Here is a 15,002-nt window from a genome sequence, read left to right as displayed (position 1 = left end):
ATGGAGTTCTTGGGGATTCCTGGCCAGACGTTTACCGTCTACATCTCGGAAGGCGTCGGTGAAGATGGGCAGTATTTTGATCTGCAGCGGATGCTGGAAGAGCCGGGTCGGCAGGAAATCGATCTCGAGCTAGACAGCTACTGCGTAGTTACCGGCGAGGAAGTGGTTGACTACGGCAGCCTCGAGGAAGTAGAACTCCTCCCGGAGAGGCTTACTCTCATCTTCAGGGAGGAGTCGATCGACGAGCTGGAATTGCCTTCGAATGTAATCACCTTGGGCATTGACTCGAAAATCGATGTCGATTCCCTGCGAGAAGGCCTCAAAAAGGTACTTACATACGGAAATCCCGTGAAGGTTCCAAGGATGAACTTCTAGCCTCCTCGCCGCGACCGGCCGATCCTTCGCAGGGCTGCGGGGGTTTGGTAGCCGGCCAGCAGAATCAGCGCGCTCTTGGCGGATTTCCGGGGCGGGCTGCCGAAAAGCACCCGGCGCGGCTGACCACCTTGAACGCCGAGGGGCGCCACCGACGTATCGGTGGCGCCCCTCGGCGTTTGCCCTCTCGCTCGTCTACTTCAGGTAGATGCCCGCGAAGGCGCCGTCGAAGCCGAGCGCGGTGAGGGCCTGCTCGACGGTGGGGTAGTTCGTGACGTCCGGGGCGCCGATCAAGGCGTCGAAGTCGGCGCGGCTGATCTCGGGTTCGAGCCACTGGTCACCGCACCGGCAGCAGACCCAGACGTTGCGGCCGTGATTGATGAGCAGCCAGTCGCGTCGGGCCTCACAGCCCGAGCACATCGTGGGGATGCCGCCGAGGGCCAGCTCGTGCGGGTGGCTGAGGCAGCGGGTCGCGCCGGGGCCGTCGGCCGGCTGCGTCTCGTTCTGGAGGTGCAGCAGGGGGTCGGTGCCGGCGAGGAGGGCGGGCAGCACGGGTGCCGGCTCGGTGGTGTGGTCGGTGGTTCTGAGCACGAGCGTCATCTCCCGGTCGAGGGCTTGCTGTTTTCAGCCGTAACAGCCGGTGGAACCGCCTGCCCAGGCATTTCGAGGCATCCGGCGGCCGGTGACCGGCCTTCCGGGCGCACTGGTCAGCGGCGCGGCGGGCGACTGCGCGGGGCAGGGACGGCAGGGCGCGGCGCCGCTGCGGATACGTTCCGCCCGCTGGTGGGGCTGGCCGAGAGCCTGTTCGGCCGGGTGCTGGCCTGCTGGCGATGAGTAGCTTCCCCTGGGTGGGCGGGGAGCTGGGCGATCCGGCGCAGGCGCCAGACCAGGACGTCGTTCACGTCCGCGGCGGTGTCGAGTTCGCGCATGTCGATGGCCTGCTGGAGGAGGACCTCGGGATCGTGTCCTGCTGCTTCGGCCTGGGCGAGGGTGGCGGCCAAGGCGTCCGTCTTCGTCGAAGCGCCTTCTGTGCGGACGTCCTGTTCCTTCAGGACTGTTCGGATGGTGCTCTCGTACTTCCGCCGGTCGGCCTCGGGCAGGGCGCGGCCTTGGTCGTGGAGTGCTCGCATGGGGATGTTGGCGGCGAGGCGGTAGGCGGTGCGGAGGTGTTGGGCTGTCTGCCGGGCGGCGTGGGCCTGCTGGGCGTGGCCGTGGGCGGAGTGCCAGCGGGCAGCGGCGAGGGCGACCAGGACGAGGGTAGAGACGAGCATGGCGGTGGTGCCGCCGTCTTCGCCGCGCCCGAGGGCGCCGCCGGCCTGGATGACGCCTCGGGCGGCGGAGCGGATGGCTCGGGTGTCGGCGCGCTCTGCTCGCACGTGGCTGCGGGTCGCACGTTCGAAGGATCGGGCGGCGGCGGCCAGCTCGGCGCGGGTGGCGGCGGGGGAGGTCTGGGCGAGGGCGTCGAGGAGTTCTCCGACGCCGACGAGGTGGGCGGCGGCTTCGTCGTCGTCGCGGTCGAGGAGGCTGGCGGCGTGCTCGGCGGTACCGGTGGCGCTGCGGCGCGCTCGGGCGGGTGGGGGCCAGTCCGGTCGGCCTTCGGCAGCGGGGGGCGCGGCCTGGTCGGTGAGGCCGTCGGCCAGGTGGTGGCGGATCTTCGGAAGGGACAGGTCGGGGGCGAGCTTGGAGCCGGGGTACCAGATCGGGTCGCCGTGGCGGTTGCGGTCGCCGGGGAGGGCGACGTTGTAGCCGAGGGCGTCACCGGACGGTGCGTGGCGCATCTTCACGCGCAGGCCCGCCTCGTGAAGGCGGGTGAAGAACTCCTCTTCGGTGGCGGCTCCGGCGAGGGCTTGGCGGACGGCTTCGCGGAGCGTCTCGCGGGAGGTCTCGGGGCGGCCGGTGCGTTCGGCCTTGAACTTCTCCGCGCTGGTGGGGTTCTTCGCTGCGGTGCCGTCGCCGGCGTTGAGGCGGCGCAGGCCCATCTCCTTCTCGATGCGCCGGCACTCGGTCTGGGCCTTGTTGAAGTCGTAGTTCAACCGCGGGTTGCGCAGGTCTCCTCGGACCAGAGTGGCGACGATGTGGATGTGGTCTTCCGCGTGGCGGACGGCGATCCACCGGCAGCCGTCGGGGTCACCGTCCGGGGCGATGCCGGTGGCGTGGACGATGCGCTGGGCGACGGCGTTCCATTCCTCGTCGGAGAGCCGCTGGTCGCCAGGGGCGGTGCGGACCGAGCAGTGCCACACGTGCTGGGCGGGCGCACGGTCGCCGGCCTGCTTGACCCGGAGGTCGAGGGCGGCGGTGAGACGGGCGAGGGTGACCTGCGGGTCGGGGTCGCGGCCGGGGTCAGGGGCGAAGCCGTCCCAGGAGCCGACGAGGTGTGCGTCGGTGTGCTCCTCGCGTCGGCCGGGGCCGTAGAGATAGACGAGGAGTCCGTGGGTGCGGGAGCCGCGTCCGATGTCGGGGACCATCACAGCCTCCTGGTCACCAGGTCGTTCGCCGCGTCGTCGAGACGTGCGAGAAGCCGGATGAGGGCCATGAGGGCGTGGTCGAGTTCGCCGACCCGCGGGCGGCTGCCGCTGTTGAGGATGTAGGCGATCTGGTTGATGTTGTTGCCGATCCGGGCCAGGGCGGTGCGCAGGGCGGCGAGTTCGTCGATGGCCGCGTCGAGTTGTTCGTTGGTGTGCAGGGCGGTCGAACCGCGGGCGGCGGCGAGGCCGGCGGCGGCGAGGAAGCGGGCGACGGTGACGTTGCGCTGTGCGGCGGCGGCGTCGATCTCGTCTTTCTCGTCGTCGGAGAGGCGGGTGGTCGTCTTGCGGGTGCGCTCGCTCGGGTTACGGGGGCGGCGGCGCGGTGTGCGGTCGGGGAAGGCCGGCGGGCGCGGGCTCGGACGCGGGCGCGGCTGCTCGCGGTGGTCGTCGTGGTCGGCTTCTCCCTCGGTGACCGGCGCCCCCTGGTGCCGGTTGCCCGGCTGGTCCCCGTGCGCCCTCGCTCGGGGACCAGCCGGGCTTCCCCCGCCCTCCGGAGCGGGGGCAAGTGCGTACGACGGGCCGTAGGACCGTCGTACGCGATAGCTTGCTCCGCCAGGAGCCGTCGTGGGGTCACGCTGCTCTCCGGCCGGGGTCGCTGCCGGGTCGTCGGTGGTCACCGGCTCGTCTCGGGGTTCTGCTGCTGGATTTCGCGGACGAGTTCCTCGATCCAGTCCATGGCGAGGACCGGGTGGTGGAGGGTCCAAGGGCGGTCGTGCTGCCCGCGCTGCACGATCCAGGTGGTATCGGGGCCGGATTGGGCGCGGTGGAGGTGGCCGCGCTGGTGCAGGACGGTCAGCCAGGACTCGACTTCGGCGGACGTGGCCGGGTGAGTGCGCATCAGGTGTGCTCCACCTTCTGTTCGGGAGGGGTGTCCGGAGCGGGTGACCGGTCGGTGACCGGCTCGGTCACCCGCTCCGTGGAGGTTCGGTCAGGGGCGGGTGGAGGTGACCGGCTGTCCGTGCTGGGCGCGGAGCTGGGCCATCAGGGTGGTCAGGGTGTCGCTGGAGAGCGGGATCTGCTGACCGCGGATCGCCTCGGCGACCACCTTGCGGGTCAGCTTGTCCTGGGTCCTGACCGCCGACCGGGCGATCTTCAGCAGCTCCTCGGTGTCCGGGTCGGGCCGCCGGTCACCGGGTGTCCGGGTACCCCGGTCAGTGACCGGCGGCTGGGTGACCGGCTGACCGGAATCCACCGCCAGGCTGTTCTGGTCACCGGTGACCGGGTCAGTGTCTTCGGCGCGGTCAGTGACCGGCCGCGCCATGTCCGGCTGACCGGGGTGACCGGGGTGACCGGTGACCGGCGTCGGGCTGTCCGCCGGGGTCGTGTCCCCGGTCAGTGACCGGGGGGCGGGGGCCTTCTTGTCCAGGGGCAGCGGGGGTCGGTCGGTCAGTGTGGTGACCGGCTGACCGGGGGTGACCTGACCGGCCACCGGCTGCTGCCGACCGACCCGGTCAGTCCGGGTGGCCTCAACGGCCTCACCCCGGTTGACCTGACCCGGCTGACCGGCCTGACCGAGGTCCCCGCGGTCACTGCCCTTGACCGGCCTCCGGGCGATGAGGATGTAGAGGTGGACCGCTCCGGCCAGGGCGAGCGGGGCGATGGTGGACAGCGCCGCGACCACCGTGTCGCCTAGCCGGAGGCCGGTGCCGGCAACCGCGTCCTCGTTGAGCCGGACGGCGTGGAGGGCGTTGGCCCAGATGCTGGCGGCGGTGGCCGTGCCGAAGAGCGTCCAGACGTAGAGCCGGGCGCGCAGCGGCGCGTCGCGCAGGACCAGGAGCGCCCGGACGCCGTAGGCGATGAACCCGTCGATCACCAGGGGGAAGAGGTAGGTCAGGAAGCCACGGATGTGGATGGCGACGGCCATCTGCTGCAGGGCGTCGTACGACAGGGCGCAGCCCGCGCCGCCGAGGGCGATGACGACCGCGCGGTCCCAGCCGGATATGTGCGCCGTCTTCGGCGCGGTCGTGGCGCTCACGCCGCCGTCCCGAAGTCGTCGCGGCCCAGGCGCTCACCGCCGGCCTCGGGCGTGGCGGTGGCCGTCTCGGTCTGCTTCAGATCTCGGTTGCGCAGGGCGCGGCGAAGTTCGCGGTACCGCTTCTGGGCATGCTCCTCGCTGATCTTCAGGAGTCGGGCCAGGCGCTGCTCGGGCACCCCGTGGCGGAAGGCGGCGCGGATGACCGCGCGGCGCTCGGCCTTGGTGAGGTGGATGTCGCGACCGGCGATGGTGTCGTTGACCCGGCTGTAGTCGAGGCGGTCGGCGATCTTCTCGTGGAGCGGCTGGCGCTCCTCCTCGGTCAGTCCGCCTCGGATGCCGTCGGCATCGCCGCCTTCCAGCGCCGCGTCCAGGCAGGTGCGGCGGACCGGGCACTGGTTGCACAGCGCCTTCGCTTCGGTGATCTTGTCGGTCTCGTCCGGCTCGGGGAAGAAGATCTCGGGGTCCACCGGGTTGTACTCGGTGCTCTGGCAGACGGCGTCGGCCCGCCAGGTCTGGTCACCGAGGAGGCGGTGGCGAGTGGGGCTGTTCGTCGTGGGGGTCATGCGGAGTGCTCCGATCGCTCTCCGCGCGCAGGGGCGTCGGCGGAGAGGTGCGCTGGGTCGGGGAAGGGCTCGGGGCGGCGCGCAGCGGGCGCGGCCCGGCGTGGTGACTTGGGGCTGGTCAGGCCGCGAGGCGGTGCCGTCTGCGGTCGACCTGCTCGAACTCGACCCGGGTGGTCATCTGGGCGAGCCGGGAGGCGACGCGGTCGCCGAGCTGGGCCCGGAGATCGCTGATGCGCAGGTTGGTGGTGATCAGGGTCGGGAGCTCGTAGTTGTACCGGCGGTTGAACAGCCGGTACGTCACTTCCTCGGTCCAGTCGCTGGCCTTGGCGGCGCCGAGGTCGTCGATGATCAGCAGCGGGCAGCGGCTGACGGCGGCCAACTCGCGCTCGCTGTCGGCTCCGGGCCGGGGCCGCAGGTCGGCGTACAGGTCGGCGGCGGTGGTCGCGCGCCAGCGCACACCGACCCCGCTCTGCACCAGAGCCCGGACCGCGCCGTACGCCTGGTGCGTCTTGCCCGCGCCAACGACGCCGGCCATCAGCAGGCTGGGTCCGGTGGTGACCTGCCGTCGGGCTCCCTGGTTGGGGGCCACGGCAGCCTCGGCGACGGTCCGGACCCAGTTCAGGACCTGGGGGTGGTCGGCGACGGCTGCTCGATAGCGCGGGGGCACACCGGCCGACAGGGCCTCCAGCGGGGAGACGGTCTCGGGCTCCGGGGCCGGTGCGGCAACGGTGGCGGAGTCGATGTTGCGGGCGGCCAGAATCCGGGCCATCCGGTCCAAGGTTCCCTCGCCGAGGGTCTGCGGTTCGCGGTGACGGGTGCGCATCACAGCTCCTCGGCGTAGGCGGCAGCGGCGTCGGTCGGGTTGGTCCACGCCTGGTGGGCGGGGACGTTAGGCCGGATTCCCGGCCGTGCCAAACCGCTGAGGCGTGCGTTCATGGCCTCGTTGACCATGCTGGCCAGCACGCTGGGGTGCTTGGGGTTGGCCGCGAAGTTCGCCAGTCCGGCGCGGATGTGCTCCGGGGCGATGCCTTCGCCCAGGAGCTTCTTGGTGATCCGGCCGAGGTGTCCGATCACGTCGCTGGGCGGGCGCTCGTCGCAGGCGGCGACGTACTCGCCGACGAGCTGGTTGGCCGAGACGCCAGCTGCGGGCGCCGTGCGCCCCGTAGGGACAAGGGATCCAGGATCCAAGATCCTAGATCCAGGCGCCGAGCCCTCCCCGACGCTTCGGGGAAGGTTCGGAGAACCCTCGGTGAATGCGCTCTGACCTGAGCTTTTCTCCGCCTCGTGCTGTGAGGCTCCGATCATGCCGTCGAGGGCGTCCTGGTGGGCAGCGGGAGCCTCGCCTGCGCGGTCTTGAGGGGACGCGGTGGCCGGAGCACCCGAATCGAGGGTTCGAGGAGTATTCGGCGAACCCTCGGCGAGCCCTCGGCGAGTGATGGACGAGTCCTCGGTCCGCTTGCTGCAGGTGCCCTTGCAGGGGGCGCACCGGGCAGCGGCCTGGTGCGCCGGGCAGGTCGGGATGCGCGACTGGCTCGGCTTGTCGATCTTCTGGTGCTCGGACCAGGTCACGATGTGGAGATAGCGGCGACCGTCACAGCCGGTGTACCGGCAGATCAGGCCGGCGTTCGCGAGCTGGTGGAGGTCGTCCTCGACATGGACCGAGGTGTGCTCGGCCCGGAGGGGCCAGAGGAGCCCGGCGATGATCGCGGCGTTGTCGCGGTGGCGGCCGTGGTCGTCGGACTGGGTGAGGAGTCCGAAGAAGGTCCGCTCGGCCTCGACGCTCACTTCGGCGAGCGATTCGGAGACGAAAGCCTCCGGCTTGATGGTTCGTATCCGCGCCATGTCAGCGGCCCCGGCCGGCGGCGACCGAGTCGCTGCGGGTGAGGGTGGCGTCGGCGAGGTCGAAGACGTGCGGCCTGGTCCAGTCCGCCTCGGGCCAGGCCCGCAGGATCCAGCGGGCGGCGACCCTGGCGGTCGTACGGTTCGGCGTCAGGATCCTCCCGGACTCGTTCCTGACGACGGCGTGCAGATGGGGCCACCTCTGCTTCGGGTCGTCGAGACCGACCCGGACCGTGGCCGCGCCCGGGATCATGTGGGCGAGCTGGGTGGCGAGGCGGTGCTGGCGGCCGGTTTCCGGACAGGCCAGAGTTCCACTCGGCATGGCGAGCATGCGATACTCCGTTGTTCGTAGGAGCGCGGTGCGGTGGTTCTCGTGCAAAAGCCCCGCCGCCCGCGTGATGTGTTGGACACCTCTTGAGGTGTCGGCCCGGCGCTTGGGAGTTAGCAGCTCCCGGGCGCCGGTTCTTTATTGCTGGCGTTCATCACGGGTCGTTCGCCTGCATCGTCCACCTCTCCTGTGCTCTGCCTCTGCGCACGCCTGCCCTTGAGGGCAGGGGTGCGCATCCCTGCGTTTTTCGGTAGCCTGAAGCTATCTTGACCAGCTCGAAAGGTCAACGTCTCGAAATTTCTTCGGCTCTCCCGAAAACGAGGTCTGATGCCAGCTCGCCGCTTCGACAGAACTCGCATGCGCTCGGTGCGCCGGGCTGCCGAGATCTCTCAGTCCGACGTGGCGTCCGCCCTGGGTGTCGCGGATTCGACGGTGGCAGGGTGGGAGCTCGGCTCGTCCACGCCGGATCAGGAGAAGCTGTCCGCCCTGGCCCAGGTGCTCAAGCAACCGGTGGACTCTCTGTTCCCCCGGGACGGCCTGCCCGACCTCACCGACCTGCGGTGCGACGCCGGCCTGCACCGGTACGAGATGGCGGCGGTCATCGGCACCAAGAGCGACGGCCCAGTGGCCGGCGCGGAACAAGGAGTGCGGCGCCTCAAGGACAAGTACCTCCCCTCTTTGGCCGAGGCGTACGGCGTCACCGTGGACGAGGTGAGACGGGCGCAGGAACGTTCCATGGCCAAGGCTCGCGGCGAGGAAGTACAGCGGGAGGCCGCTTTCGTTCCCGAGACCGAGGAGCCCCCTCGTACGCTGGCCGGGAAGATCACCTTGCTGCTCGAACGCTCGTATCCCGAGGGAACGGCGCCAGGGGACGCGGAGATCGCCAAGGCCGTGAACGCGTACGCCGGGGCGGAGGTCTCCAGCCCCGAGATGATGGCAGCCCTCCGGACGGGCTCTGCCGGAACCCCTGCTCCCGTTGTTCTGGAGGGGCTCGCCGACTTCTTCGGTGTCGCGCGTTTGTACTTCGAGCCTGACGATGCCGTCGTGCGCCAGGTCTATGAAGGGCTGCGCCTGATGTCAGCCGCCAAGCGCGGGAAGGTGGGTCGCGTCCGCGCCCGCGGCCTCGGCTCCGAGGGTCTACCCGCAGAGGTCCTTTCCATCCTGAACGAATTCGCGACCGAGTTCGAGAAGAAGGCCGGCCCCACCGACAACGAGTAGTGCCCTGACTCCGGCTTCTCAGCTTGGGAGGCAGGGCACTTGGGCAGGCGTCCCCTACTCGGCCGCCGACGTCGGCTCGTAGTGCTCTCCGCCGACGAACACGGCACGGACGTTCTTCAGCGCGCCCAGGTCCGAAAGCGGATCGCCGTCGACGAGGAGTAGGTCGGCACGGTGCCCGGGAGTGATCCGCCCGGTCGTGGTGTCCAGCCCCAGCGCCGTGGCCGCTTCGGACGTCGCCATGTCGATGATCGCGGCGGGCGTCAGGCCCAGGTGGGCGTAGAACGAGAGAGCCGGGACCAGTCCGTCGAATCCGGCACGCTGCACGCCGGCGTCCGTGCCGGCCACCAGGCGTACGCCCGCGTCGGCCATCCGGCGCACCATGTCGAACATCGCGGCGGCTCGCTCCTCTCCGAAGATTCGGGGAAGCATCTGCCAGTGAGGGCTGACCGCCGGGCAGACGGCGATCCCCCGGTCGATGATCTGCTGCACCACGTCCTGCCGGAAGTCGAGGCCGCCGCCGGTCATCCAGGTGCAGTGCTCGATGGTGTCCACCCCCGCCTCTACGGCGGCGGCAATGCCATCGGCTCCGTGCGCGTGGGCAGCGACGGGAACGCCTGCCCGATGGGCCTCGTCGACGAGGGCGCCCAGTTCTTCCTTGGTGAACTGGGACTCGTGGCTCTTGGGACCGTCCTTCGTCAGGCCGCCGCCGGTGACCATGGCCTTGATGACTCCGGCGCCGGCCGCGAGATTGCGACGGACAAGGTCGCGGGCCTCGGCTTCACCGGTGATCTCGCCTCCGAGGAAGTGGCAGTGCCCGCCCACTGTGGTCGCCGGCGTGCCTGCGGACACGATCCGCGGCCCCGGAGTTCGGCCCTCGCTGATCTCGGCGGCCAGCCTGAGGGCCAGCCCGCCGCGGTCGCCGAGGTCGCGGGCCGTGGTGACGCCGCTGCGCAGAAGCTGCTCCGCGCGATGGCGCATGTCTTCGAGCAGGACTTCGTCCGTCGAGGTCTGGAGGCCGGCCACCGGGTCGGGGCTGCCGTCAAAGACCAAGTGGACGTGAGCGTCGATCAGGCCCGGCATGATCGTCCCGTCGAACGCGAACCGAGGTGTGTCGGCGCCGGCCTGCTCCTCGACCTCCTTGCGCGGTCCTACAGCAGCGATCAAGCCGTCCTTGACGAGGACGGCCCCGTCTTCGAGGTACGTCCCCGATCCGACGAGGACTCGTCCGCCGGTGATCAGCATGCTGGCTCCTTGGGCGTGGGGGTCATACGGCGTTCCTCAGAGCGTCGGACACCTCTATCAGTTGTTTCACATCCGACTCGCGGTCGCTTCCCAGCGCCATCGCGAGAGGGACGGCACGGCGCGGCGCCGGAATCCCTTCCTCGATTCGTCCGGCGGCCCTCCAGAGTCGGGCCGCGAGTTCGTCGGTGTCGAGGTCGAGCATCGCGCTGTCGTCGCCGTCGTCCAGAAGGTACGGGCTGATGTCCACCAGGCCGTCGCGGCATTCGACGATGCGACGGTGGTAGCGGCGGTGCACACCGCGGGCACGCCAGCGGTCGAGCGCCGCCGGGGAGGCCGGCCGCAGCACAGTGTCGGGATACGCCTCCGTCAGCAGTTCCCACAGGGGGGTGAGGCGGCGGTGGTCACGTCGATGCCGGAGCCAGAGCCGCAGGGAGGAGAGCCGTGCTCGCGCGCCGGAGTAGGTGATACCGGCCGCGAACAGCAGGATGGATGCGACCAGGAGGAAGGCGACGGCTGCCATCACGGGATGAGGCACCTCGCCGCCGCCCCATCGAACGGCGACGATGACGGCGCGGATCGCGCAGGCGACGGCCATCGCGCCCAAGCCGACGGCCGTCATCCACAGCCCGGTGGAATGCGGCCGACGAGACATGCGCGCGTACTGGGTCGTCCAGCGGTACGCCATGCCCAGGGCGTACATGAGGTAGAGGCCGGCGCCGGCGTAGAAGAAGGCGATCTGCGGGACCGTCATGTCGGCCGTGCTGAAACTGCCGGCGAAGACCTCGTGCGGGACCGTCAGCGCCGCCGCGCTGATCGCGATCACGACGAGGCCGACGGCGACCGCTTCCTTGCGCGCCCGCCGGCGCCCCGCCTCTTCGTCGGCAGCCGAGAAGAGGTAGAAGCACATCAGGAAGTAGACCGTCAGGAGCAGCAGGACGTTCTGGATCAGCTTGGCCGCTCCGTGGCCGGCGACCGTGTCGACGCCGGAGGCGCCTCCCGGCATGGCGACGGGGTACGAGAGCGTGGCGCAGAGAAGACAGAGCGTGACGGAGCGCAGGGGTGCGTCGTGGGGAGAGCGTTTCAGCTGGTAGACCTTCCAGCCGAGGGCGGCGACAAGCACCAGAAGGAGCAGTTCCACGACTACAGCCACCCTCGCCGGTCACCGAGCGCCGCCTCGACACGGCGCAGCGAGGGGTCGGTAGACAGCGGCGTTGCGCCGGCCAGCAGGGACGACCATTCCAGAATGATCGTGGCCACCAGCTCGACGGAGCACTCCTCGCTGTCGCCGTACGAGCAGCGACGCGCCACGCGCTTGATGGTCTCGGGCGCGAAGACGGGCAGCATGGCGGCCCAGCCTTCGACGAAGACGGCGGTCTCCTCCTCGGCGGCGACCGCAGGATCCGCCTCCGGCCGAGCCTTGACGGCTTCTTCGTTCTCCGCGACGAAGATGTGGCCTACTTCATGGAGGATGATGTGCTCTTGGTGCATACGGGTCGTTTCCTGCTGGTACAGGATCACGTCGTAGTCGTCGTACTCGACCCACATTCCCGAAGGACCCGGCTTCGGCAGAGGGGCTTCCCGCAGGTACAGAGGTCGGCCCCGGCGTCGGCTGAGCGCCTGGCACAGCTCCTCGATATCGAGTGGCGGCGCGATCCCAAGGTCCTGCAGCTCACGCCGAACCAGCCGATGCAGGTCACCTTCCACGGTGCGGTTCACGGCCGGCCGCCAACGACTGAGTCGCCCGGCTCGACCGCCTCCGCCTTGCGAAGGAACCGACTGCTCCACCGTGCCTCGGGCACGACTCTCTGACCACACTGGGTAATCCTCCAACCGTCTGGTGATCGCTCCCCCGAGCAGGGGTGAATCCCCCTTGTTGACGTTTGATCTCTGAGCCCAACCGACCTTGGTCGTATACGCCTGCAAGCGCCAAGAGGCCCCAACGGACCTCGGCCGCCCCGGCCGCCAGACCACTCCACCTCATGCCGATATCGCATACGCGAACACCACGAACCTACGGATGAGGCACCTTCGGCCAGGTCTCGGGAACCTGATGGACGGTACGTGATCGCGGGGACGAACCACGAACCCCAACTCGCGATCCACTCAGTCGGCGTAAATCGCTCAAAACGGCCATCAATATGCCATCAAGCACCCCCGACCTGGCGTTTTACGATCTCGCCGCGTGCACCTCAGACGCTGAGCAGCAATAGCGAGCTGTTACGAATCCGAGATGTTTACGCCTGGATGGAATCAGACAAATAGCCCACACTTTCATGAAACACTCACCCGATGACCACGTGTGGCGCCGGTCGCTCCGGGGCGTATCGGGCAGTCATGGTCATTGCGCTTTCCGGCACACCGAAGGCCCTCCCTGAGCAAACCGATGACTACAAGAAGTTGTGGATCGAATACCAGCCGTGCACGCTCACTACACTGCGGCCTGTCGGCGGACCGCACATGGCCCCGGTCGGAGTGACCATCGACCCTGCCACTGGCATCGTCTAACTAACTGATCGCAAATCAAGCAGGAAAGTCGCCGATATCCTGGCCGGCGGCGACCAAGTGCGCGTTGCGGTATGCCAGGTGGACGGAGGTCGGTAGGCCGCACTCGAAGTCGCAGCACCAATGCTGCCGAAGTCGCAGACACCGTTGCCGGTTACGCAGGGCGATATGGGCGCACACCAGCTCAGACCCCGAGCGCGTTGTCATCCAGATCGCCGTGGAGAGAGCTCTGGGGCAAGGTTTCCGCCCGGCGCCATGGGGCCGCCTCAAGGGCTGCGGCGGTACTGCTCGACGGGGATGGAGGCGACGCCGTCCTCGCCCGCTGGCACCGGCCCCAGGTCCGCCTCCGCACCGTGCCCGGTCCGGTCGCCGACCAGGTCCTGCGGCTCCTCTACGGCGCCGCCGGCGCGGCTCTCGTCGCCCGCCGGCCGGGCGTGGGCAAGGAGTCGGGGATCGTCATGGACGCCGCCCGTCTCGGCGTCCCACTCCTCGTCCCAGCGGCCACAACAACAACTGCGTCGAATTCCTCACCCCCGCCGGATCAGGCCGTCATCCGTGACTCGAAGAATCCAGATCGTCAGGCAATCGCATTCCGTGCCTCGTCCTGGATCTCGTTCATGCACGCCTGCCGCACGGATGGCCTGACGGCCGCGACGCCGAGGTAGGGCGGAACCGACCGCAGCGCCCGAAGCCCTCGCCCAGATCTACGATCGCACCTGGACCAACGCGTGGGTACCGCTCGTACGCCAGGCGTCCCCGGCCAGTTCGAGAGTATCCACGGTTTCCTGCTCCAAGCCGACGATGACGTCGGACTTCAAGGTCCGGAGCACAGCGACGGCCCCCGGGAAGTACGCGGTGCGTTCGGCGAAGGGGGTCGTGGGGCGCCACAGCTGGTCGCCCACCAGTCGGCGGTAGTTGAGATCGCCCTTCAGGATGGTGAGCGTGGCGCTCGCGAACTCGACGCGTAGGTCTTCGGGCATCTCCTCGTACGGCAGTGGAGCGCAGAAGAACGGGTGGGTGCGGACCTCGAGGCTTCCTGCCGCCATGGCCTTCCAGAGTCGGCCGCCGATCCGGCCGGCTTCTCCGGGTGCCTCGGTGAGGCGTCGGAGGCAATCGACCACGTCCGCGGTCATCGCGTCGGAGACGTAGTACGGGTAGGGCTTGACGTGCAGCACGACCCGCTCGGCACGCCCGTGCTCGAGGAGGTGGTCGATGAGGACGAGGTCGGGAATCAGCTCACGACCCGCGTTGTCGGCCACCACTGCCACGGTGGCCGAGGTGCCGGCGGGCATGAGCTGCCACAGCGTGGCGCTCTCGTCGGCGACCAGCGCAGAGGTCGTGAAGTCACTCGGTCCGGGCTCCCCCGCCGAGATGCTGAAGCCGAGGTCCGCGCGGTTGCCCCAGAGCGAGGCGTACAGCAGCGCCGTAGCCCGCTCCTCGACCGAAGCATCGGCGAGGGGGTCCAAGGCCCGCAGCTCCTCCTCCACGGCCTCGCCGCGCAGTTCGGCCCGCTTGAACGGCGCGAACGGATCGACTCCCTGCCATGGGCCGGTGCCGAAGTACCCGACCGCGCCGAGGAGCCTGCGGTAGAAGTAGCCCTCCGCCCACAGGAACGGGGCGTCGTACCACGAGCGCCCGAAGTACTCCTTCCCCCAGTCCGCCCAGCACTCACGATCGTGATCCGCGGCGGCGAGAGGTTCGATGACGCCGTTGGTGGTCTCGTCCAGCAGGGCGTCGAGGGCCTCGTGCTGCCGGCGGCCGTACGGGAAGGCGTCTCGCATCTGCTGGATGAGGGCAGGGTGGCGCTTGGCCAGCACACTCCAGGCGAACGAGCCGGGCTCGTTGCTCAGGATGACCGGCGCACCCATAGGACCGACGTCGCGACTTGACTCGTCGTCCAAGGCGCGGGAGGTCTTCTCATTCATGGTGTCCAAGCCCTTCGCATGTCACTCACGTGGCCGTGATCCCCAGGGGTGTGCTCGCTGTCAGTCCAGCCCGCCGGTGGCTTCGAGATGAGCGAGGAAGGTGGCCACGAGGCGGGGGCGGGGCACGTGGGGGACGAGCGCGTCGGGCAGGTCGGCTTCCAGGCCCCACTCCGTGTTGAAGGTGATGCTGCTGCCGTCCGGGACGACGCCCCACATCCACTTGACGAACTCCGCTGCGGCATGGGCCGTGCAGTCCTCGATGGCGATGCCTTCCGGGGACAGCTTGGCCATGCCCTCCAGCTCGTCTTCGCCGACGGTGATGCCGAAGTGCATGATGGACCCGCGCGCGGGACCTTCGTCCGCCTCGTCGATACGGACGAACGTGTCCGTCTTCCGTTCGCGCAGCTTGGTCTCGATCCCCTCGTAGGTCAGGCCCCATGTGGAGCCCTCGGCAGGGCCGAAGACGTACATGGTGCGGAGTTCGGCCAGTTCGGACGCGTCCACGCGTTCGCT

General features: G+C 69.4%; 16 protein-coding genes. 2 read left to right on the top strand and 14 right to left on the bottom strand.

The window, feature by feature from the left end:
• Positions 1 to 375, top strand: coding sequence for an Imm10 family immunity protein (locus IE245_RS14505; RefSeq protein WP_189947318.1), 375 nt, complete (start codon positions 1 to 3; stop codon positions 373 to 375).
• Between the two features lie 192 nt (positions 376 to 567).
• Here the strand turns inward: IE245_RS14505 and IE245_RS14500 are convergent, their stop codons facing one another.
• The 9 genes from IE245_RS14500 to IE245_RS14460 form a co-directional block, all read right to left on the bottom strand.
• Positions 568 to 972: a hypothetical protein gene (locus tag IE245_RS14500; protein WP_189947316.1), complete on the bottom strand. Its 405-nt coding sequence runs from the start codon at positions 970 to 972 to the stop codon at positions 568 to 570.
• Positions 973 to 1,079: 107 nt separating this feature from the next.
• Positions 1,080 to 2,837, bottom strand: coding sequence for a relaxase/mobilization nuclease domain-containing protein (locus tag IE245_RS14495; RefSeq protein WP_189947313.1), 1,758 nt, complete (start codon positions 2,835 to 2,837; stop codon positions 1,080 to 1,082).
• Complete coding sequence (locus IE245_RS14490; protein ID WP_189947311.1) at positions 2,837 to 3,514, bottom strand: plasmid mobilization protein; 678 nt, start codon at positions 3,512 to 3,514, stop codon at positions 2,837 to 2,839. The genes IE245_RS14495 and IE245_RS14490 overlap by 1 nt, the downstream gene beginning before the upstream one ends.
• Positions 3,511 to 3,735: a hypothetical protein gene (locus IE245_RS14485; protein ID WP_189947309.1), complete on the bottom strand. Its 225-nt coding sequence runs from the start codon at positions 3,733 to 3,735 to the stop codon at positions 3,511 to 3,513. Before IE245_RS14485 ends, IE245_RS14490 begins: the two co-directional genes overlap by 4 nt.
• A 90-nt stretch (positions 3,736 to 3,825) precedes the next feature.
• Positions 3,826 to 4,872: a DUF2637 domain-containing protein gene (locus IE245_RS14480; RefSeq protein ID WP_189947307.1), complete on the bottom strand. Its 1,047-nt coding sequence runs from the start codon at positions 4,870 to 4,872 to the stop codon at positions 3,826 to 3,828.
• On the bottom strand, positions 4,869 to 5,435 hold the full coding sequence (locus tag IE245_RS14475; RefSeq protein WP_189947305.1) for a WhiB family transcriptional regulator: 567 nt from the start codon (positions 5,433 to 5,435) through the stop codon (positions 4,869 to 4,871). Before IE245_RS14475 ends, IE245_RS14480 begins: the two co-directional genes overlap by 4 nt.
• Before the next feature lie 118 nt (positions 5,436 to 5,553).
• Positions 5,554 to 6,258, bottom strand: coding sequence for an ATP-binding protein (locus IE245_RS14470; protein ID WP_189947303.1), 705 nt, complete (start codon positions 6,256 to 6,258; stop codon positions 5,554 to 5,556).
• A complete protein-coding gene (locus IE245_RS14465) occupies positions 6,258 to 7,277 on the bottom strand; it encodes a hypothetical protein (RefSeq protein WP_189947301.1) in 1,020 nt (339 codons plus the stop codon). The genes IE245_RS14470 and IE245_RS14465 overlap by 1 nt, the downstream gene beginning before the upstream one ends.
• 1 nt (position 7,278) lies before the next feature.
• The gene (locus IE245_RS14460; RefSeq protein ID WP_189947299.1) at positions 7,279 to 7,605 is read right to left on the bottom strand and encodes a transcriptional regulator; all 327 of its coding nucleotides are present in this window, start codon (positions 7,603 to 7,605) and stop codon (positions 7,279 to 7,281) included.
• Positions 7,606 to 7,959: 354 nt separating this feature from the next.
• Between IE245_RS14460 and IE245_RS14455 the strand changes: the two genes are divergently transcribed.
• Positions 7,960 to 8,820 (top strand): helix-turn-helix transcriptional regulator, encoded by an 861-nt coding sequence (locus IE245_RS14455; RefSeq protein WP_229851273.1) that lies wholly within the window; start codon positions 7,960 to 7,962, stop codon positions 8,818 to 8,820.
• A gap of 54 nt (positions 8,821 to 8,874) precedes the next feature.
• Here IE245_RS14455 and IE245_RS14450 read toward each other — a convergent pair whose 3' ends face one another.
• From IE245_RS14450 to IE245_RS14425, 5 genes are all read right to left on the bottom strand, one after another.
• On the bottom strand, positions 8,875 to 10,062 hold the full coding sequence (locus tag IE245_RS14450) for an amidohydrolase family protein (protein ID WP_189717058.1): 1,188 nt from the start codon (positions 10,060 to 10,062) through the stop codon (positions 8,875 to 8,877).
• A gap of 22 nt (positions 10,063 to 10,084) precedes the next feature.
• Positions 10,085 to 11,200 carry an MAB_1171c family putative transporter gene (locus tag IE245_RS14445; RefSeq protein WP_189947295.1) on the bottom strand — a complete coding sequence of 372 codons (1,116 nt, stop codon included), beginning with the start codon at positions 11,198 to 11,200 and terminating at the stop codon, positions 10,085 to 10,087.
• 2 nt (positions 11,201 to 11,202) lie between these two features.
• The gene (locus tag IE245_RS14440) at positions 11,203 to 11,778 is read right to left on the bottom strand and encodes a hypothetical protein (RefSeq protein WP_229851272.1); all 576 of its coding nucleotides are present in this window, start codon (positions 11,776 to 11,778) and stop codon (positions 11,203 to 11,205) included.
• Positions 11,779 to 13,268: 1,490 nt separating this feature from the next.
• The gene (locus IE245_RS14430) at positions 13,269 to 14,489 is read right to left on the bottom strand and encodes a damage-control phosphatase ARMT1 family protein (protein ID WP_189947291.1); all 1,221 of its coding nucleotides are present in this window, start codon (positions 14,487 to 14,489) and stop codon (positions 13,269 to 13,271) included.
• A gap of 60 nt (positions 14,490 to 14,549) precedes the next feature.
• On the bottom strand, positions 14,550 to 14,993 hold the full coding sequence (locus tag IE245_RS14425; protein ID WP_189947289.1) for a hypothetical protein: 444 nt from the start codon (positions 14,991 to 14,993) through the stop codon (positions 14,550 to 14,552).
• Positions 14,994 to 15,002 lie beyond the last annotated feature (9 nt).

The organism is Streptomyces roseolus (assembly GCF_014649855.1).
In the GTDB taxonomy this organism is placed as follows: domain Bacteria; phylum Actinomycetota; class Actinomycetes; order Streptomycetales; family Streptomycetaceae; genus Streptomyces; species Streptomyces roseolus.
Note: the sequence above shows the minus strand (reverse complement) of the source record. Positions and strands in the feature narration are given on the sequence as shown.

Excerpts from the sequence above, each read along its gene's own strand:
- IE245_RS14450 (WP_189717058.1), bottom strand. The coding sequence starts at position 10,062 with ATGCTGATCACCGGCGGACGAGTCCTCGTCGGATCGGGGACGTACCTC.
- IE245_RS14465 (WP_189947301.1), bottom strand. The coding sequence starts at position 7,277 with ATGGCGCGGATACGAACCATCAAGCCGGAGGCTTTCGTCTCCGAATCG.
- IE245_RS14495 (WP_189947313.1), bottom strand. The coding sequence starts at position 2,837 with ATGGTCCCCGACATCGGACGCGGCTCCCGCACCCACGGACTCCTCGTC.
- IE245_RS14470 (WP_189947303.1), bottom strand. The coding sequence starts at position 6,258 with ATGCGCACCCGTCACCGCGAACCGCAGACCCTCGGCGAGGGAACCTTG.
- IE245_RS14485 (WP_189947309.1), bottom strand. The coding sequence starts at position 3,735 with ATGCGCACTCACCCGGCCACGTCCGCCGAAGTCGAGTCCTGGCTGACC.
- IE245_RS14455 (WP_229851273.1), top strand. The coding sequence starts at position 7,960 with ATGCGCTCGGTGCGCCGGGCTGCCGAGATCTCTCAGTCCGACGTGGCG.
- IE245_RS14505 (WP_189947318.1), top strand. The coding sequence starts at position 1 with ATGGAGTTCTTGGGGATTCCTGGCCAGACGTTTACCGTCTACATCTCG.
- IE245_RS14500 (WP_189947316.1), bottom strand. The coding sequence starts at position 972 with ATGACGCTCGTGCTCAGAACCACCGACCACACCACCGAGCCGGCACCC.
- IE245_RS14430 (WP_189947291.1), bottom strand. The coding sequence starts at position 14,489 with ATGAATGAGAAGACCTCCCGCGCCTTGGACGACGAGTCAAGTCGCGAC.
- IE245_RS14460 (WP_189947299.1), bottom strand. The coding sequence starts at position 7,605 with ATGCTCGCCATGCCGAGTGGAACTCTGGCCTGTCCGGAAACCGGCCGC.
- IE245_RS14475 (WP_189947305.1), bottom strand. The coding sequence starts at position 5,435 with ATGACCCCCACGACGAACAGCCCCACTCGCCACCGCCTCCTCGGTGAC.